Source organism: Mitsuokella sp. AF33-22, from assembly GCF_003475755.1.
GTDB lineage: Bacteria > Bacillota > Negativicutes > Selenomonadales > Selenomonadaceae > Mitsuokella.
Window position 1 is genome coordinate 1 of sequence record NZ_QRQA01000018.1, and the last position, 17,325, is coordinate 17,325.

Annotated in this window: 18 protein-coding genes, 1 riboswitch and 1 other annotated feature; of the genes, 1 reads left to right on the forward strand and 17 read right to left on the reverse strand. The window is 56.1% G+C overall.

Annotated elements, in window-relative coordinates; genetic code table 11:
* Positions 1 to 571: 571 nt before the first annotated feature.
* The 12 genes from DWZ54_RS10685 to DWZ54_RS10740 form a co-directional block, all read right to left on the reverse strand.
* Positions 572 to 1,015: a hypothetical protein gene (locus tag DWZ54_RS10685; RefSeq protein WP_118016366.1), complete on the reverse strand. Its 444-nt coding sequence runs from the start codon at positions 1,013 to 1,015 to the stop codon at positions 572 to 574.
* Positions 1,016 to 1,178: 163 nt separating this feature from the next.
* A complete protein-coding gene (locus DWZ54_RS10690) occupies positions 1,179 to 2,180 on the reverse strand; it encodes a sirohydrochlorin cobaltochelatase (RefSeq protein ID WP_118476224.1) in 1,002 nt (333 codons plus the stop codon).
* 132 nt (positions 2,181 to 2,312) lie between these two features.
* A riboswitch (cobalamin riboswitch) is annotated at positions 2,313 to 2,493 on the reverse strand.
* 61 nt (positions 2,494 to 2,554) lie between these two features.
* A complete protein-coding gene (sigH, locus tag DWZ54_RS10695; RefSeq protein ID WP_118016368.1) occupies positions 2,555 to 3,292 on the reverse strand; it encodes an RNA polymerase sporulation sigma factor SigH in 738 nt (245 codons plus the stop codon).
* A 99-nt stretch (positions 3,293 to 3,391) separates the two neighbouring features.
* Positions 3,392 to 4,201, reverse strand: coding sequence for a 23S rRNA (guanosine(2251)-2'-O)-methyltransferase RlmB (gene rlmB / locus DWZ54_RS10700; protein WP_370245775.1), 810 nt, complete (start codon positions 4,199 to 4,201; stop codon positions 3,392 to 3,394).
* A gap of 71 nt (positions 4,202 to 4,272) precedes the next feature.
* On the reverse strand, positions 4,273 to 4,965 hold the full coding sequence (gene thyX / locus DWZ54_RS10705; protein WP_118016370.1) for an FAD-dependent thymidylate synthase: 693 nt from the start codon (positions 4,963 to 4,965) through the stop codon (positions 4,273 to 4,275).
* A 40-nt stretch (positions 4,966 to 5,005) separates the two neighbouring features.
* On the reverse strand, positions 5,006 to 5,509 hold the full coding sequence (locus DWZ54_RS10710; protein WP_118016371.1) for a Mini-ribonuclease 3: 504 nt from the start codon (positions 5,507 to 5,509) through the stop codon (positions 5,006 to 5,008).
* Positions 5,506 to 6,933: a cysteine--tRNA ligase gene (cysS, locus tag DWZ54_RS10715; protein ID WP_118016372.1), complete on the reverse strand. Its 1,428-nt coding sequence runs from the start codon at positions 6,931 to 6,933 to the stop codon at positions 5,506 to 5,508. The genes DWZ54_RS10710 and cysS overlap by 4 nt, the downstream gene beginning before the upstream one ends.
* Positions 6,926 to 7,684, reverse strand: coding sequence for a serine O-acetyltransferase (cysE, locus tag DWZ54_RS10720; RefSeq protein WP_118016373.1), 759 nt, complete (start codon positions 7,682 to 7,684; stop codon positions 6,926 to 6,928). Before cysE ends, cysS begins: the two co-directional genes overlap by 8 nt.
* A gap of 51 nt (positions 7,685 to 7,735) precedes the next feature.
* Positions 7,736 to 7,948 (reverse strand) — a binding site (T-box leader).
* Between the two features lie 19 nt (positions 7,949 to 7,967).
* On the reverse strand, positions 7,968 to 8,444 hold the full coding sequence (gene ispF, locus DWZ54_RS10725) for a 2-C-methyl-D-erythritol 2,4-cyclodiphosphate synthase (protein ID WP_118476228.1): 477 nt from the start codon (positions 8,442 to 8,444) through the stop codon (positions 7,968 to 7,970).
* A 20-nt stretch (positions 8,445 to 8,464) separates the two neighbouring features.
* Positions 8,465 to 9,211: a 2-C-methyl-D-erythritol 4-phosphate cytidylyltransferase gene (gene ispD, locus DWZ54_RS10730; protein WP_118476230.1), complete on the reverse strand. Its 747-nt coding sequence runs from the start codon at positions 9,209 to 9,211 to the stop codon at positions 8,465 to 8,467.
* Positions 9,212 to 9,232: 21 nt separating this feature from the next.
* Positions 9,233 to 10,417 carry a PIN/TRAM domain-containing protein gene (locus DWZ54_RS10735; protein WP_118476232.1) on the reverse strand — a complete coding sequence of 395 codons (1,185 nt, stop codon included), beginning with the start codon at positions 10,415 to 10,417 and terminating at the stop codon, positions 9,233 to 9,235.
* Between the two features lie 106 nt (positions 10,418 to 10,523).
* Positions 10,524 to 11,018, reverse strand: a complete 495-nt coding sequence (locus tag DWZ54_RS10740; RefSeq protein ID WP_118476234.1) for a CarD family transcriptional regulator — start codon at positions 11,016 to 11,018, stop codon at positions 10,524 to 10,526.
* 308 nt (positions 11,019 to 11,326) lie between these two features.
* Between DWZ54_RS10740 and DWZ54_RS10745 the strand changes: the two genes are divergently transcribed.
* Positions 11,327 to 11,929 carry a peptidase gene (locus DWZ54_RS10745; RefSeq protein ID WP_118476236.1) on the forward strand — a complete coding sequence of 201 codons (603 nt, stop codon included), beginning with the start codon at positions 11,327 to 11,329 and terminating at the stop codon, positions 11,927 to 11,929.
* Positions 11,930 to 12,024: 95 nt separating this feature from the next.
* On the opposite strand, the gene DWZ54_RS10750 is transcribed toward DWZ54_RS10745, so the two are convergent.
* From DWZ54_RS10750 to ftsZ, 5 genes are all read right to left on the reverse strand, one after another.
* Positions 12,025 to 12,717, reverse strand: coding sequence for a response regulator transcription factor (locus DWZ54_RS10750; RefSeq protein WP_118476238.1), 693 nt, complete (start codon positions 12,715 to 12,717; stop codon positions 12,025 to 12,027).
* Entirely contained in the window at positions 12,689 to 14,245 is a 1,557-nt protein-coding gene (locus DWZ54_RS10755; protein ID WP_158573654.1) for a cell wall metabolism sensor histidine kinase WalK, read from the reverse strand. Before DWZ54_RS10755 ends, DWZ54_RS10750 begins: the two co-directional genes overlap by 29 nt.
* An 81-nt stretch (positions 14,246 to 14,326) precedes the next feature.
* A complete protein-coding gene (locus DWZ54_RS10760) occupies positions 14,327 to 15,289 on the reverse strand; it encodes an NAD(P)H-dependent glycerol-3-phosphate dehydrogenase (protein ID WP_118476242.1) in 963 nt (320 codons plus the stop codon).
* Entirely contained in the window at positions 15,289 to 16,056 is a 768-nt protein-coding gene (locus DWZ54_RS10765; protein WP_118476243.1) for a ThiF family adenylyltransferase, read from the reverse strand. Before DWZ54_RS10765 ends, DWZ54_RS10760 begins: the two co-directional genes overlap by 1 nt.
* 25 nt (positions 16,057 to 16,081) lie before the next feature.
* Positions 16,082 to 17,233 carry a cell division protein FtsZ gene (gene ftsZ, locus DWZ54_RS10770; protein WP_118476245.1) on the reverse strand — a complete coding sequence of 384 codons (1,152 nt, stop codon included), beginning with the start codon at positions 17,231 to 17,233 and terminating at the stop codon, positions 16,082 to 16,084.
* Positions 17,234 to 17,325: the final 92 nt, after the last annotated feature.

The window sequence follows — 17,325 nt, forward strand, 5'->3', positions numbered from 1 at the left end:
CATAAAATTTATGAAGAACCTTGATTGGCTCTAATTATCTTGGTTACTGCCTGATTCCAAGTCACTCGTGGTCAACATCAGCCAATCACCTGCGCCCTGCGGGCTTGGTTCTTGGGATGTTTTCACGTGCGAGCTGTTACCCAATCGCCTTAACGGCTCTTGGACAGGTCAGCAAAAGAAATTGCCGATTGCTTATGTTCATAATCAATCGATGTTTTTAAAAACATCTGGCTTGAATCACAAATGATTCATGTTGCATTGTTTAGTTTTCAAAGAACAACTTTGTCTTTTGAAGCTCTCGCTTCAAGCGACTTTTATATCTTATCGCATCGATAAGGCCTTGTCAAGAAGTTTTTCTTTCTTTTTTCAAGTCTTTCGGTTTTCCGCAAATCCCTTGCCAGTCAAGGCTTTTGAGCTTTTTGCAGTTGCCGTATCTCTCAGCGACTTGTACTATGATACAGGATATGGATTGACTTGTCAACACCTTTTATATAATTTTTTTAGAATATGCATAAAAATGCCATCGCAGGTAAATCATGCCTGCGATGGCATTTTCCAGAGTCTTTCGAGCTTACCAGATGGCCTTCATCAAAGCGCGATAATTCTCGTTGAGGTAGCCAATCATTACGTCGAACATGGCGTAGAGCATATTGCCGAGTTCCTTGGAATCCTCATCCGGCGTCAGCAGGCAGATGTCAAGAATCAAAGAACCTTCTTTATCGAAGTAAAGCTTGAAGGGCTTGTATTTGAAATTCTGTTCATTGGCCAATTCAAGCACGGCCTTTTCATTCTCTGCCGTACGGCAGCGCGGCGAAATCTGCACGCGAATCATCGAAAATACGCTGTGGTCCAGAAGTACCAGCATCGGCAGACGCTGACCATCTACCTCAACATGGGAACGGAACGCCGTCGTCTGTTCCGGATCGTCAGGAAGGGTTTCTACCTCAAATGCTTCAATCTTTTTCTCTTTCAGGAAATCCTGAAAAATCTGGGCTTTCTTTGTCATTTCTGCCATAATTAATCCTTCCTCTCATTGACATAGAAAAAGTGGTATGGGTGAAAACAAGACCGATAAGACATGTGTCCTGCCAATCTGTTCAATTTATTGACTAATTTCGACGCAGCGTTCCCATCCTCCTGCTTTTTCGCCAAATTCTAAGAAAGGCCTATGGCTCAGCTCATTTGCTCGGTGCTTCAAGAGCCTGCCATGCATCGTTGGCACGCTCAACGTAGAGAGCCTGTACGGCCTTGTTTTCGCCGATGCCGTGGATGTACGGCGTGACGGTATAGCCGGCCTTCTCAAGGATGGATTTGTGGGAATCCGGGTCCGAACCTGCCATATCGTTGTTGGCATGGTCGCCGGCCACCATCATCATCGGCATCAGCGTCACATTCTTGATGCCATTTGCTTTGAGTTTCGGCATGACAGTCTCAAGAGACGGCCAGCCCTCAACGGTGTAGACATATACATTCTTATAGCCGAGCTCGTCAATCTTGGCCTGAATGACGGAATAATACGCATTCGATACCTGCGGCGTGCCATGTGCCATGATGAGGATGGCATCATGCTTGCCCTGCTTCGGGAACTGCGTGGCAAGTGCCTTGATGGTTTCCGTCACATCATCCGGCTGCTCGGCCTGTCCCTGCCAGTACATGAGCGAGGTACCAAGCGTCATCTTCTTGAACTGATTCTTATAGTTCTGATAAACGCCCATGTCGTAATTGTACTCCATGCCCGGGATGACATCGAGGGAGACGAGCGCCACGCGGCTGTAGCCCTCTGCCTTGAGCTGGTCCAGTGCTTCCTCCGGCGTCGGGAACTTAATGCCTTCGTTCTTAGCGACGCGGTCGATGATGATATGGGATGTATAAGCCGTCACGACCTTGACGCCGGGATGCGCGGCCTTGATTGCGTCGACCGTTGCATCGATGGTCTTCGTGCGCGTATCCTTGAACGTCGTGCCAAACGTCATGACCACAATGGCATCTTTATTCTGCAGGTTGGCCAGGTCCTTGTTCTCATTCGTCAGGACACCGATCTCCGAGGCCGTCTTCAGAGCCATCGTCGCATTCTTGACTTCCGGGTTCAGCTGATACGCAGCTTCTGCAGCCGGATTGTAGAAGCCGGCTACTGCCGTACAGAAAAGACCTGCTGCCAGTAATTTTTCCCATTTCTTCATCGAAATTCCTCCCTGTCAAATCCTTGAAAAAACATATAAAAAAGAGGTCCTTTTGCGTATGCAAAAAGACCTCTTATATCCATTGCTGTCATGCCATCGATATAAAATCGCCTTCCCATCGCTCGCAGGTATAACGGTGATTTTCGGACAGGCAGTTCTCCTGGCTTGGTTCATCGCTTCTCTGCGCCTTCCCAGGTTTCCCCAGTGACATTCCTGCAGATTCGCTCCCCTTACAGTGGCGGGACCGCGCCGGCCTTCAACCGGCTTCTCTTTTCAGCCGCCCGCAGGCGGCACCTGTTCCCTCATATGCAGTTTTCAGTATAACTGTTTACTATGATAGGATAAACCCATCAAGGGATAGTTGTCAACCCATATTACAGAGAATCATCTTCCGTAGCACGCAGTCGTCTGTTGATGGAAGACAATCCCTTGTAAATCGTGTTGATATCGATATCATCACTGCGAGTCTCCATATACTTCTCCAGCTTGCGCTTCACGCGCTGCAGAGCATTGTCGATGGACTTGACATGACGTCCGAGATCCTCGGCAATCTCCTGATAGGACTTGCCATCCAGGTAGCTCATGAGCACCTTCCATTCCAAATCGGAAAGGATCTCTTCCATCTTGGCTTCGATATCCGCAAATTCCTCCTGACTGATGACGAGTTCTTCGGGGTCCGACACCTTGGCCCCCGATATGACATCGAGCAGGGTACGGTCCGAATCCTCATCGTAAATCGGTTTATTCAGGGAAACATAGGAATTCAGCGGAATGTGTTTCTGTCGGGTCGCGGTCTTGATGGCCGTGATGATCTGACGCGTCACGCAAAGTTCCGCAAAAGCCCGGAACGAGGAGAGCTTGTCATTGCGGAAGTCGCGAATGGCCTTGTAAAAGCCGATCATGCCTTCCTGAATGATGTCTTCCCGGTCCGCGCCGATGAGAAAATACGAGCGTGCCTTGGCCCGGACAAAATTCCGGTACTTGTTGATCAGATAATCCAGTGCGACCTTGTTGTTGTTTTCTTTGATGTCCAGGAGGATCTCTTCATCGGTAAGATGCTCGTACCCGCGGTACATCTCCTCCATGTCATCCGTGTCTGCTTCTGCTCCCATCGCACCTTCTCCTTTACAAACACGACGTTTAATATTTATGCATTGTCTCTCAACAGTGAGATTATACCCCTTTTTTCCATCGTGCGTCAAGGCACGGCATCAGCCGCGCTTCGCGAGTCTCTGGCGCATGGACTCATACATGAGGATGGAGCCGGCGACCGATGCATTGAGTGAATTGATATGACCGACCATCGGCATGCTCACGATGAAGTCGCAGGCTTCCTTGGTCAGGCGGCTCATCCCCTTCCCCTCGCTGCCGACCACCAGCACCAGCGGACCCGTGAGATCCGCTTCATAATACGCCTTCTCGCCGTCCATATCGGCACCTGCCACCCAGAAGCCCTTTTCCTTGAGAGCCTTCAGCGTCTGCGCGATATTGCCGATGCGCGCCACCGGCACGTATTCGACTGCGCCAGCCGAAGTCTTAGCCACCGTGGCATTCAGTGAAACACTGCGGCGCTTCGGGATGAGGATGCCGTGCACACCAGTCGCATCGGCCGTGCGCAGCAGGGCGCCGAGATTGTGCGGGTCCTCCAGCTCATCGAGGAGCACGAGAAACGGTGATTCCCCCTTCTCCTCAGCTGCTTTCAGGATGTCCTCGAGCTCCGCATAGGGAACGGGCGCCACATAGGCCAGTACGCCCTGATGGCGATGACCGCACGCCAGGGATTCAATCTTGGCACGCTCCACATTCTGCACGACGACACCGCGTTCCCTGGCCATGGCCAGGATTTCCGCAATGGACCCTTCCCGGTCGCCAGTGGCGACGAGGATCCTGTTGATACCGCGTCCTGACTTGAGTGCTTCCGTCACGGCGTTGCGCCCTACGAGCACATCATCCGGCAGCTCCCGCGCCGGTTCCTCATGGCGCTCACGGCTTTCGGGACGCGAAGCGGAACGCTCGCGCATCTTCCGGAACGGCAGCTGCTTGTCCCGTTTTTCCCGCTTCTTGTTGTTCTCTTTGTTTTTTCGTTCCATATTCAATCCTTTTCCCGCAGCTTGAGCATCTCCTGGAGCCTGCCGCAAGTCATCTCACCTTCCGGGCAGCGGCCCGTATTGACACAGCTGGCCCCGGCATTGAAGAAGAGCGTCGGCGCCACCTTCTTGACCTCTGCCAGCATCTTATATGCCATCTCGCGGATCTCCCACTGCGCGCGGTTGCAGCAGCGCAGATTGAAGAAATGCATCAGGCTGCGCGCATTCATCGTCACGAGGATCTTGGTTTCCGTTGCATTCGCGAGCACGTAGCGGGCATCCTCCTTCGGGACCCCCATCTCCGTCAGTTCATCGTAGACGGCGCGAATCTCTTCCATCAGGGCCTCATAACGGGCCTTGGCAGCGGGCTTTTCCGCGATGCTCGGCGGCGTGATGTACTGAAAACCATGTGCCGCCACATAGCGCTGCGACTGCTGGTCGTAGCTTGCAATGCGATGGCGTACAAGCTGATGCGTGAGCACGCGCGAAACACCTTCGATGCCGAAGGTGAACGATGCGTGCTCCAGCGTCGAACCATGACCAATGCGCACCATCTTGCGCACCATCTCGCGCACCTTGTTGTCATCCAGACGTTCGGAGAGTTCCTCCGCACCGCTGGCGGAATAGCAAAGGCGGGCCGCCATGGCCACGACGCGTTCCGGTTCCGGCGTATAGTCCAAAAGTTTCACTTTGATCATCGGTGAAATTTCCCTCCTGTCATCCAGCATGGCTCTGCCATCATGATTCCTGTGGCAGATGGCGTTCCTGTATCGACTTCATCATGGCCCGGCTGATCACCTGGAAGGACGCCTCACAGATTTCTTCGAGGCGCTCTTCCCTGCCGGCGAGGAAGAGGCTGCCAATCAGGGCTTCAAAGCCCGTACTCGCATGGTATTCGGCCACGCTTGCGCTGCGCGGCGCATGGCTCTTGGCATTGCGTCCGCGGCGATAGATGCCTTTCTCCTCTTCCGTCAGCATCGCCTCAATGCCCTGATAGGCTCTGGCCTGCCAGACAGCTGAAACGATCTGTGCACTGAACGTGTGCAGGGCCTGGACCTGTGCCTGCTCGAACGAGAGCAGGCGCGTGCGCACGAACAGATGGAAATACGCATCACCGACATAGGCGAGCACGAGTGGATGAATGGCCCTCGGGTCCTTTTCGGCGTATCGTTCTACGATACCGCCCTCGCCATCCGGCTGGAACATCATGTCTACCAGCTGCTTGAATCGTGAAAACTTCATGCCTTTTTCCACCGTACCCCATTCGGCGTATCTTCGAGGACGACACCTGCCGCCTTGAGCTCGTCGCGAATCTTGTCAGCCAGTGCCCAATTCTTCTCCTTGCGCGCATCCTGACGGAGCGCGATGATGATCTCCATGAGCTTGTCTGCGAAGCCATCGTCCCTGGCTGCTTCCTGCTGCTCGAAAATACCGATGATGCCGGCCATTTCCATATAGGCCGCACGGACCTTGGCAAAATTCTCCGCATCGAACGCCTTGCCGCCGTTCGTCACGTCCTGGTAATAGATATTGATTTCCTTTGACAGCGCGAACATCTGGCTGATGGCCAGTGCCGTGTTGAAGTCATCGTCCATGGCCTCATAGAAATTCTTCAGCAGTTCTGCTGCCGTACCTGCAAGCTCTGCTGCCGTATCCGAATTGCCCTCTTTCTTTGCGAGCTCATCGATGTATGCCTTCGTGTTGGCCAGACGGCCGAGGCTCGTCTGAGCTTCCTTGAGGCGTTCATCCGAGAAATCGAGCGGGCTGCGGTAATGCGTCTGCAGGATGAAGAAGCGGATCACTTCGCCCGGATATTCCTTGAGGATGTCCTTGACCGTAAAGAAATTATTCTTGGACTTCGACATCTTCTCGTTGTGAATGGTGATGAACCCGTTGTGGAGCCAGTACCGGGCAAAGCTGTGGTCGTCGCCGATGCATGCCTGGGATTGCGCGATCTCATTCTCATGATGCGGGAAAATCAGGTCGCTGCCGCCGCCGTGGAAATCAAATTTCTCGCCGAGGTACTTGAGCGACATCGTGCTGCACTCGATGTGCCAGCCCGGGCGTCCCTTGCCCCAGGGGCTGTCCCAGGACGGCTCACCCGGCTTTGCCGATTTCCAGAGGGCAAAATCCATCGGATGATGCTTGCGCGTATCGACTTCAATACGGGCGCCTGCCTTCATATCCTCAAGATCGCGGCCGCTGAGCTTGCCGTACCCTGCGAACTTCTCCACACTGTAGAAGACATCGCCGTCCACGACATAGGCATAGCCCTTGTCGATGAGCTTCTGGACCATGGCGATGATCTCCGGCATCGTCTCGCTGACACGCGGGTAGACATCGGCATGGCGCACATTGAGGGCATCCATGGCCTCGAAATACGCCTTGATGTATCGGTCCGAGATATCCTTCCACGTTACGCCTTCTTTGTTGGCGGCAGCGATGATCTTGTCATCGACATCCGTGAAATTCTGGATGTAATGGACCTTGTACCCTTTCTTCGCGAAATAACGGCGGATGACATCCCACGTCACAAACGGGCGGGCATTGCCGATATGCGGATGGTTGTACGGCGTGACGCCGCAGCAGTAGATGCTGACTTCCCCCGGCTTGAGCGGCTTGAATTCCTCTTTCTGGCGGGTCATCGTATTGTAGACTTTAAGCATTTTTATGGTTCTCCTCCATTCTTTCCTCAAGTGCCCTGACTTTCTTCTCCAGCATCTGGATCTGGCGCATCATGCACTCGCGTGCTTCCTCATCCGGATCCGGCAGCATGTCATGGTCGAGGTCGACATCAAGTTCTTCCTCGATATCCGTGATATTATCCTCGGGTTCCACGAGATGATGCGTGTCGCGCACGGCCTGCCGAAGTTCCTCGGCTGTACGGACGCGCCTGCCGTGCATGACGACGATGCGCCCCGGAATACCGACTACCGTCGCATAGGCCGGCACCGGCTTCAATACGACGGAGCCGGCGCCAATCTTGGCGTGATCGCCGACTGTGAACGAACCGAGCACCTTGGCACCCGACGCCACGACCACATTGTTGCCGATGGTCGGATGGCGCTTGCCCTTCTCCTTGCCCGTGCCGCCGAGCGTCACGCCCTGATAGAGCGTGACATTCTTGCCGATCTCAGCCGTCTCGCCGATGACGATGCCCGTGCCGTGATCGATGAAGAGGCCTTCGCCGATCGTCGCGCCGGGATGGATCTCAATGCCCGTCAGAAAGCGGCCGAGATTCGAGATCATGCGCGGGATTAAGATCCAGCCGCGCTTGTACAGCGCATGCGAAATGCGGTGGAGCCAGATGGCATGAAGGCCGGAATAACAGAAAAGGACTTCCAGCACGCTGCGAGCTGCCGGATCACGCTCAAAAACAACACGGATATCCTTGCGGAGCCGCGAAAAGAAACTCATGGACGTCCCTCCTAAACACATACAACACACACATCAAAGGCCCCACATCTCATCAGAGACGCGGGGCCGTGGTTCCACTCTGTTTAAGGGACAAGCGCCCCTTCACTCAAGAATGTAACGCATTCCTGCGGCCATGCCTACGTTCTTCGTTCAGCACGGCAGCTCCCGGGTGCAATTCCATCCGCTTGCTCATAGCCTGCTCACACCAGATGCCGGCCTCTCTGCATGAACGCCCGGATGTACTCTCCCGTTCCCAGCTTTTCCTTATATAGGGCTTATTCTATCACAGGTTCTCGATTCCCGCAACCGCATAAGCCGAAATGCCCTGCTCTGCACCCGTGAACCCCAGGCGTTCCTCCGTCGTGGCCTTGACATTGACCTGATCCAGATTCACCCCCAGGATCTGTGCGATGTTGGCATTCATCTGCGGGATGAAATCCTTCATCTTGGGCTTCTGCGCCACGATCGTCGCATCGACATTGCCTACGCGGTAGCCGGATTCGTGCAGGAGTTCTGCCACCCGCGCGAGGAGTTTCCGGCTGTCCGCGCCCTCGTAGCGGGGATCCGTATCAGGGAAATGCCGCCCGATGTCGCCGAGCGCCGCCGCACCGAGCAGGGCGTCGGCCACGGCATGCAGCAGGACATCGGCATCCGAATGCCCCAGAAGCCCCAGCGTATGCGGGATCTCCACCCCGCCGATGATGAGTTTGCGTCCCTCGACGAGACGATGGACATCGTATCCCATACCGAAGCGTGTCATATCTACAAATGCTCCTTTCCCTAGCGATTCCCTGCCAGATGTTCCGCGGCCTTCTTTGCCGCCTTGCGCAGGGAATCCCGTATGCCGCCGTGCTCATGGCGCAGAAGTGCTTCCGCGATGATGAGGTCCTCCGGCGTCGTGATCTTGATATTGCGATACGAATCCATGACGACGTGCACCGGCGTGCCGTAATGCTCGACCAGCGAGGCGTCGTCCGTACCCAGAAATCCATCCCGTTCGGCCTGCTCATTGGCTGCGATGAGAAGGTCGCGATGGAAGCCCTGCGGCGTCTGAACACTCCAGAGCATGGAACGGTCGGGCGTCGCCGTCACGATGCCGTCCGCAACAATCTTGACGGTATTCTTTTCAGGGACCGCGGCAATTGCCGCGCCGTGCTCTCTGGCCGCCGCGATAACGGCCTCGATGGTTTCCCGCGTCACGAGCGGGCGCGCCGCATCGTGAACGAGCACGACATCTGCTTCCGGCGCAGACTGCCGCAGACCGTTCCAGATGGAATACTGGCGCTCCGTGCCGCCCGCCACGACCTTGAGGGGCTTGAGTCCCGGCACGCGGGAAAGACGGCGGCGCACGACCGCCACCTCATCCTTGCCCGTCACCACGACGAGCTCTTTTACGGCCGGCACCACGGAAAACTGGCGCAGCGTGCGCAGCAGAATGGATTCTCCCATGAGTTCGAGAAAGACCTTGTTGAGCCCTGCCTGCATGCGCTTGCCCTGGCCTGCAGCAGGAAAGATAGCGCTGACCATTCCCACTTGGACTGCCTCCCTTCACACATGAGCCGGCTTGGCAAAGATCATGCGTCCCGCCGCCGTCTGCAGCGCCGACGTGACCTCCACCTGGATGGTTTCGTTCATGTGACGGTGGCCATTCTCGATGACGATCATCGTGCCGTCGTCGAGATATGCCACGCCCTGACCGGGCTCCTTGCCCGACTTGACCACGGTGACGCGCATCGTCTCCCCGGGGATGACGACAGGCTTCACGGCATTGGAGAGCTCGTTGATGTTGAGCACTGGCACGCCGCGCAGCTGCGCCACCTTATTGAGATTGAAATCATTCGTGATGATCTTGCCGCCGACCTGCTGGCCGAGGCGCACGAGCTTGGAATCCACCTCAGCGATATCGTCAAAATCGACATTCGTGATCTCAACCTTGACTTTCGTCCCCTGACGGATGCGCTGCAGAATGTCGAGGCCACGGCGCCCGCGCGTGCGCTTGAGTACATCGGCGGAATCCGCAATATGCTGAAGCTCCTCGAGCACGAAGACGGGGATGAGCAGCGTGCCCTCGATAAAGCCCGTATCACAGATATCCGCAATGCGCCCATCGATGATGACGCTCGTATCGAGCAGCTTATAGAGCTTATCCGCAGCCGGTGCTTTTCCATCTGCCGGCACCCCCGCCACAGGCTGATTCCCGCCAGTCTTGTCGGCCTGATTCTTTGCCTCCCTGGCCCGGCTGAGTTCCTTCATGAAACGCGGAATGAAGTCAAACAGACCGGCAAGCTCCTCGCGCTTCTTGATGGTGACATGGATGCCGAGATAACCGAACACGATGCTGAAAATCACGGGGATGTAATCGCCGACCACCGGAATCTTGGCAAAGGAATAACCTAATAAATTCGCAATGATGAGTCCGATTGAAAGTCCGATAGCACCAGCGATGACATCGTGAATAGGCATCTTGCCGAGCTGTGTCTCCACCCAGATCGAGAATTTCTTGAGCCGGCGTATGAGATACGGCGAGAGGAAAAAGCCAATCAGGCCGCCGAGAATGGCGCCGAGCAGGATGCACAGCAGACTGGCCATCGTGATTTTAATGGCCCCCATGTCCATCTTCAGGATTTCCGTACTGATATACAGGGTAAGCAACGGGCTGGCAAGGTCCAGCAGCGCCCCGCCGGCAATGGCCAGGAAGAGCGTGATGAAAAAACGTAAAACACGGTCCAGCATGTGCTTCACCTCCTTAAAAAATAAATAAAAAAAGAAAAGTCCAAACAGAATCAGTATACTCTACTCTGCTCAGACTTGTCAAAAAAGAGCGCTGCCATCAAAAAGCTTACGAAGCATATGCGTTATGCGACAAAACCGTGTCCATCCAGCTCTCTACTTCTTGCGGGCTCTTATCGCAGGCAAATACCAGCTCACTGACGAGGATCTGCTTGGCCAGGTCCATCAGGCGCCGCTCTCCCGAAGAAACGCGGCGGCGCCGGTCCTGCAGGATAAGATTGCGTGCCACAGCGGCAACATCACAGATATCGCCGCTCTTCATGCGGTCCAGATTGGCATGGAATCTCTTGTTCCAGCTTCCTTGCGGACGTTCCGGCTTGGCTCCGAGCACGTCCCGTACCTTGTCCACTTCACCCTTCGGGATGATGTCCCGCAGGCCGATATGGTCGGCATTGTCCGTTGGGATCATGACCTTCATGTTTCCCATCGGCATCTTGAGGACATAGTAGGACTTGCCTTCGCCCAGGACTTCACAATTCTCGATTCCGGAAATCACACCAGCCCCGTGCATCGGATATACGACTTTATCACCTATCTGTAACAAAAATACACCCCCTGCATGCCAACCAACTCATAGAAAACCCGAATTACATTTTCATTATATCACAGTTACCATCTTTTTTCAAAGAAATAAAATTTTAATTTTATCACATTCGTATCTCATAGTCAACATTCGAACAACAGATCTTCCGACACCGCATGGATACGATTTTAGTCTGGCTTCCGCATGTGTTTAGACAGGGTTTAGCTTGGCACCGTATACTGAAATCAATCAGGACAGGCAGGGCTTCAACAGAGAGCCCCGCTCCATCACCAATCATTCATGCTATTATCCCAAAGGAGGAATTCATCATGGAATTATCCGCAAAATACAAATCCTGGGGCAAAAAAGCCGCCATTGTCGCCGTCGTACTCGCTGCACTAGGAGGAGCAGGCGCCTGGTACCATCACAGTCAGGAACAGGCTGCACACCAGCAGCAGCAGGCAGCCAGGGTGGCACTCATAGAAGCACAGGCCTCGCAGCGCTCCCTCTCCCTGATTGACGAGGCTGCCGTGCGTTCCATCACGGCCGAGGCCATCGGACAGGAAGAAACCAGCATCACCTTCCGCCAGATTTCCCTGCAGAATGCCGCTGACCGCGATAAGAAAGACGGCGAGCGTGACAAGAAACGCGAAAATCGCAAGGATAAAGACAGGGGCGCACGTGCGGAGAAACAGGCACCGCCTCAGGGACAGCCGCATGAGCAGCCTTCACCTGCTGCCAATACGTCCCAGCTGGATCAGGCACCAGGACAGCCGGGCAATACGGCTGCCCCCAATGACCGCCTCGGCCACGCATCGGGTGAAGGTCGCGATTTCCGCCCCGTCTACCACGTCAAATGCAAGGTCGGCGAAGCAAAATATCAGGTCGATATCGACGCCGTTACCGGACGCGTACTCCACGCTTCCGCCTGACGATAAAGAACCCCATAATCCCATACTCCCCCTCTCCCAAAACAAAAAGGGAATGAGCTCCATTGCTCATTCCCTTTTTGCGTGCTGTATTTTCTTCAGAGGCGGCGGAACCGGTAGCCGACGCCGCGCACCGTTTCCAGATACTTCGGATGTGCCGGGTCATCCTCGATCTTCTCGCGGATGCGGTTGATGTGCACCATGACCGTGGCCGAATCCCCCATGGCCTCACAGCCCCATACCTTCTCAAACAGCGTTTCCCGGCTGAAAATAATGTCAGGATTCTCAGCAAGAAACGACAGGACTTCAAACTCCCGCCGCGTGAACGGAATTTCCTTCCCGCGCAGCAGAACTCGGTAGGCATCCTGCTGGATCTCAAGGTCGCCGCAGCGGATGACATGCACCTGCGGCCGGCTGCTGGCGATGATGCTCTCAAACCGCCTGATGTGCGATTTGACCCGGGCCACGAGCTCATTGGGATTGAAGGGCTTCATGATGTAATCATCGGCCCCGGCACCGAGACCTTTCAAGATATCGACTTCTTCCTGACGTGCCGTCACCATGAGCACAGGCGTCTCCTTCTTGCGGCGCAGTTCCTGGCAGATGGCAAAACCATCCAGCCCCGGCAGCATGATATCGAGCAGAATCAGAGCGTAGTCGCCCTGCAAAGCCATCGAGAGCCCCTTACGCCCGTCGGATGCACGCTCCGTGGCAAAGCCGTTGGCCTGGAGATAATCCTGCTCAATCTCGGCAATCTTATCGTCATCTTCCACGATCAGGATGGTTTTCATCAAATGGTCCTTCTCCCTTCTTTTTCTCGCCCGTCTCATCCGGCACCAGAGGCAGGTGCAACACAATGGTCAGCCCGCCGCCGGGCGTCAGCTGTGCTTCAGCACGGCCCTGCATGCCCGAAAGAATTTCCTTCACGATGGCAAGCCCCAGCCCGCTGCCGTCGGCCACGCGCGAACGGGCCTGATCCGCGCGATAGAAGATGTCAAACAGGCGCGGAAGCTTCGAAGAATCGACGCCAACACCATGGTCCTGCCAAAAGAGCAGCAATTCTTTTCCTTCTCTCGCTAAGCGGATATCAATGGCTGGCTCCTTTTGTCCGCTGTATTTTTGGCTGTTGGAAAGCAGGTTGTCGAGGACCCGCTGGAACTGCAGCGGATCGAGCATGACCTGCGCCTGCTGCGTCCCCGCCTGCGGCAGCAGCTTGAAATGCACCCGCTGCGTGCCGAGATCCACACTTTGCAGATAATGTGTCAGGTACGCGTACAGGCAGGTCTTCTCGAGGTGGAATTCCATGCGGCCAAGGTCCAGCTTGGAAAACAGGAACAGATTATTGACGAGATGCTCCAGCAGGAGCACGCTGTCATACATCATCGCCAGGTAATGCGCCCGCTTCTCTTCCGTGCGGGCGATGCCGTCCCGCAGGCCGCTGACATAGCCCCGGATGGCCGTCAAAGGCGTCCTCAGATCATGTGAAATGCCCGCGATGAATTCCTTGCGGTTCTCTTCGTAATGGAGCCGTTCCTGACGCGCCTGACAAAGCGCCTGACGCATGCGCTCGAAGCCGGCACAGGCCTGCCCGACCTCATCGTGCGTCTTTACCGTCAGCGCATGGTCGAATTCACCGCGCCGGATGGCGGCAGAGGCCTCGACGAGCTGCGCCAGGGGACGCAGGACCTGGCGGTCTAGCACGCGCGAAAGATAGCGTCCGAGCGCCAGGATCAGCAAGGTCAGCACGAGCAGCGCAAAGAACAGGGCATACTCAAGGACCTGCTTCATGGGCACGGCAGCCTCCGGCGGCGCCGGCCTGGCCGCAATCCTGCCGTAGGCCAGCACCATCGCATCGCCGCGGCGGGCAGCGTAACGCAGGGCAAAGACATCCTCGGTCCACAATTCTGCCGACCGGCTCGGTCCTACCCGCTGCGTAATCTGCTGATCCAGGAAGCCAGGATTGCTGCCAGGCGTCACATACACGGCGCTGCCATTGCGCAGCACAGCCAGATGCACGCCGTGCTGTTCGAAGCGGCGGCAATCGGCCAGCAGATCCTTGAGAGCTTCATCGTCCTTCCCGCTCTTCTTGCCCGCCTTATCCACCTGATTCCGCAAATCACTGACAAGATACTGAACGGTCAGCGAAGGGCCGCGCTCCGGCCAGAAAAGCGAGAGCGGTCCAAGGTGATCGGCATCGGCAAGATGCAGCAGTGCGAGCAGCACGGAACCGATGGCCAGCAGCGCACCGAGCGGCACGATGACCATGAGCAGATTCGCTGCCCAAAGCCGCTTGCGCAGGGAAATGTCACGCAGTCTCATAGCAAATCCTTTCTCTTTATGCATCCTGTTCCTGCAGGAATCAAAAGAAAAAGCAGGATACCGGCTATCCTGCTTCCTGTCTCACTCTGCTTTTGTCGCCCGCATGAAAAGCTGCGTCAGCTGTTCCTTCGGGTCCTTATGCTGATGGATGATGGCATCCACTGTCGCACAGATGGGCAGTTCCACATGGAATTCCCGTGAAAGCTCCAGCAGGGCTTCCACCGTATAGACGCCCTCCGCCAGCTTCGTGAACGGCTTGCCCGTGATGAGGTCTTCCCCGAAGCGGCGGTTGTTGCTGTGCGGCGAGAACAGCGTCGCTTCGTAATCACCGAGATGCGACAAGCCGTACACCGTCATGCGGTCGCCGCCCATCGCCTCGATGAGGCGCGAAAGCTCATGCGTGCCGCGGGCCATCAGCGCGCCCTTGAGGCTGCTGTAGCCAAAGCCGTCGAGCATGCCGGCAGCCAGCCCGATGACGTTCTTGGAGGCAGCGCCGATCTCCGTGCCCAGAAGATCCTCACCATAGTAGAAACGGATCAGCGGACTCGAGAAGGTCGTTACGAGATCCTTCGTCAACTGCATCTCGCGGGCAGCGATGACCATGCAGTTCGGGATGCCCCGCACGAAATCCTGCACGTGTCCGGGGCCGACCCAGACCGCCACGCGCATGGCAGTGCCGAGTTCCTCGTAAAAGACCGTCGTGAGACGCTTGCCCGTACCAATCTCAAGCCCCTTCATGCAGAGCACGAAGCGCTTCTTCTCAAGGTCCAGCCCCAGCGCAGCGAGCTGCCGGCAGAACGAGCGCAGCTGCTGGGAGCTGATGGAAATGATGATGGTATCGGCATGCGATACGGCTGCCATGAGATCATGCGTCAGGGCGACCTCCTGCGGCAGCGTCAGGTATTCATTCTGACGCGTTTCAGAAAGCGCCTGCAGGTGCACAGACCCCTCGCGTCCCCAGAGCATGACCTCGTGTCCGATCTTATGAGCATACCAGGCATGGAACGTTCCCCAACGGCCGCAGCCAAGCACGGAAATCTTCATCACGACACCTCCACTTTTGCACCGGTGATGTCACGCACGACCTCGCCGGCAATGATCAGGCCGACCACCGATGGCACAAACGAAATACTGCCCGGAACAGCCCGGCGCATATCACAGTTGCGCGCGCTGCCCGGCGGACAGATGCAGTTCTTGCCGCAACCGCTCTGCTTCACGACAAGCGGCTTTTCCCGGGAATAGACGACCTTGAGCCTCCGCACACGGTTTTCCTTGAGTTTCTTGCGCATGACGCGCGCGAGCGGATCAACACTCGTCTTATAGATATCCGTGACCTCGAATTTCGTCGGATCCAGCTTATTGCCCGCGCCCATGCTGCAGATGATGGGGATGCCGCGGTCTCGGCACTGCAGGACCAGATCGATCTTGCCCGTCACCGTATCGATGGCATCGACGACGTAGTCGTAATGCTGCTGGAAAAAGTCCGCCGCATGGTCCGGCAGATAAAACGAATCGATCGTATCGACGACGGCCTGTGGATTGATATCAAGGATCCTCGCTTTCATCGTCTCCGTCTTCTTCTTGCCAACCGTCCTGGACGTCGCATGAATCTGACGGTTGATATTCGTCAGGCAGATGAGATCGTTGTCGACGAGGACGAGATGCCCGACACCGGCACGTGCAAGTCCCTCCGCCACGAACGAGCCGACGCCGCCCACACCGAAGATTGCCACGGTGCTGTCTGCCAGCTTCTTCATTCCTTCTTCTCCCAGCAGCAGCTCCGTGCGGGAAAACCGGCCTAATTTGTTCAAGATTCCATTTCCTTTCTGCTATGATTCACTTTTTCTGCGGGTCTTCGGGACTGCCGTCTTCCTTCATCAGGCGGAAGGCCGGGATGGCAAATGCTCCGGCAGGCCGCGCAGGCTGCGTCTTTGCCTGCATGAAGCCCGGCGTCTCAAGCGAGAACGCATTCTTCTTGACCTTGCTCTCGGGCACCTTGACCTCCGGCGTCTTCATCACCACACTGTCGGCAAAATCCGTCGCGATGATGGTCGCCCGCACATCGCCGCTGAGCGAATCATCGATGACCGTGCCGAGGATGATGTTGACCTCGGGATCTGTGTGTTCGTAAATGTAACGCGTGGCCTCATCGACATCGTAAAGGCTCAGCGTCTTGTCTCCTGTCAGATTGAGGATGATGCCGCGCGCTCCTTCGAGGCTCTTGCTGATGAGCGGGCTATCAACAGCCTGCTGGACGGCCTCCACGGCACTGCGCGCACTGCGGCCGATGCCGAGAAGCGCATCGCTGCTCTCGCTCTGACGAAAAATCGTCGTGACATCGGCAAAATCGACGTTGATGACCCCCGTCGTCAGGATGAGCTCGGCAATGCAGTTGATGGCCTGCAGCAGGATGTTGTCGGCGCACTCAAAGGCCTTGACCAGCGTCATATGACGGTTTTCCGGCAGTTTGAGCAGGTTGTCGTTCGCCACGAGAATCAGGGCATCCATCTGCGACTGCATCTTGATGAGCCCTTCATTGGCCAGACGTTTCTTGCGGCTGCCCTCGAAGCTGAACGGCTGCGTGACGACGCCCACCGACAGCAGCCCGAGGTCGCGGGCGACACGTGCCACCACGGGGGCCGCGCCCGTGCCCGTGCCGCCGCCGAGTCCGGCGGTGATGAAGATGAGGTCCGCGCCGCTCATGGCATCGCGGATCTTGCCTTCCGCTTCCTTGGCTGCCTGTTCGCCGACAGCGATGTTGCCGCCCGTACCGCGCCCCTTCGTCAGATCCTCGCCGATCTGCAGCGTATCCACGCCTGCATCGGCGGCCTGTGCCAGCTGCTTGGCATCGGTATTGATGGCGATGAGATCGATATCGAGCTCCTTGTGACGGCCCATGCGCATGAGGACGCTGTTGCCGCCGCCGCCTACGCCAAATACCTTGATCTTCACTTTCGGCTTTATGATTGCTGTTTCGTCTGCTGCCATGCGCCTCTACCCCTCTCATAATCCAGTCTTATCATGATGTAATTCGCCATGGAAAAAAGATTTTCCTCCCTGTCTGCGCAATCCCCTACTTA

Coding starts and splice junctions, on each gene's coding strand:
- DWZ54_RS10685 (WP_118016366.1), bottom strand. CDS start 1,015: ATGGCAGAAATGACAAAGAAAGCCCAGATTTTTCAGGATTTCCTGAAA.
- DWZ54_RS10690 (WP_118476224.1), bottom strand. CDS start 2,180: ATGAAGAAATGGGAAAAATTACTGGCAGCAGGTCTTTTCTGTACGGCA.
- sigH (WP_118016368.1), bottom strand. CDS start 3,292: ATGGGAGCAGAAGCAGACACGGATGACATGGAGGAGATGTACCGCGGG.
- rlmB (WP_370245775.1), bottom strand. CDS start 4,201: ATGCGCGAGCGTTCCGCTTCGCGTCCCGAAAGCCGTGAGCGCCATGAG.
- thyX (WP_118016370.1), bottom strand. CDS start 4,965: ATGATCAAAGTGAAACTTTTGGACTATACGCCGGAACCGGAACGCGTC.
- DWZ54_RS10710 (WP_118016371.1), bottom strand. CDS start 5,509: ATGAAGTTTTCACGATTCAAGCAGCTGGTAGACATGATGTTCCAGCCG.
- cysS (WP_118016372.1), bottom strand. CDS start 6,933: ATGCTTAAAGTCTACAATACGATGACCCGCCAGAAAGAGGAATTCAAG.
- cysE (WP_118016373.1), bottom strand. CDS start 7,684: ATGAGTTTCTTTTCGCGGCTCCGCAAGGATATCCGTGTTGTTTTTGAG.
- ispF (WP_118476228.1), bottom strand. CDS start 8,444: ATGACACGCTTCGGTATGGGATACGATGTCCATCGTCTCGTCGAGGGA.
- ispD (WP_118476230.1), bottom strand. CDS start 9,211: ATGGTCAGCGCTATCTTTCCTGCTGCAGGCCAGGGCAAGCGCATGCAG.
- DWZ54_RS10735 (WP_118476232.1), bottom strand. CDS start 10,417: ATGCTGGACCGTGTTTTACGTTTTTTCATCACGCTCTTCCTGGCCATT.
- DWZ54_RS10745 (WP_118476236.1), top strand. CDS start 11,327: ATGGAATTATCCGCAAAATACAAATCCTGGGGCAAAAAAGCCGCCATT.
- DWZ54_RS10750 (WP_118476238.1), bottom strand. CDS start 12,717: ATGAAAACCATCCTGATCGTGGAAGATGACGATAAGATTGCCGAGATT.
- DWZ54_RS10755 (WP_158573654.1), bottom strand. CDS start 14,245: ATGAGACTGCGTGACATTTCCCTGCGCAAGCGGCTTTGGGCAGCGAAT.
- DWZ54_RS10760 (WP_118476242.1), bottom strand. CDS start 15,289: ATGAAGATTTCCGTGCTTGGCTGCGGCCGTTGGGGAACGTTCCATGCC.
- ftsZ (WP_118476245.1), bottom strand. CDS start 17,233: ATGGCAGCAGACGAAACAGCAATCATAAAGCCGAAAGTGAAGATCAAG.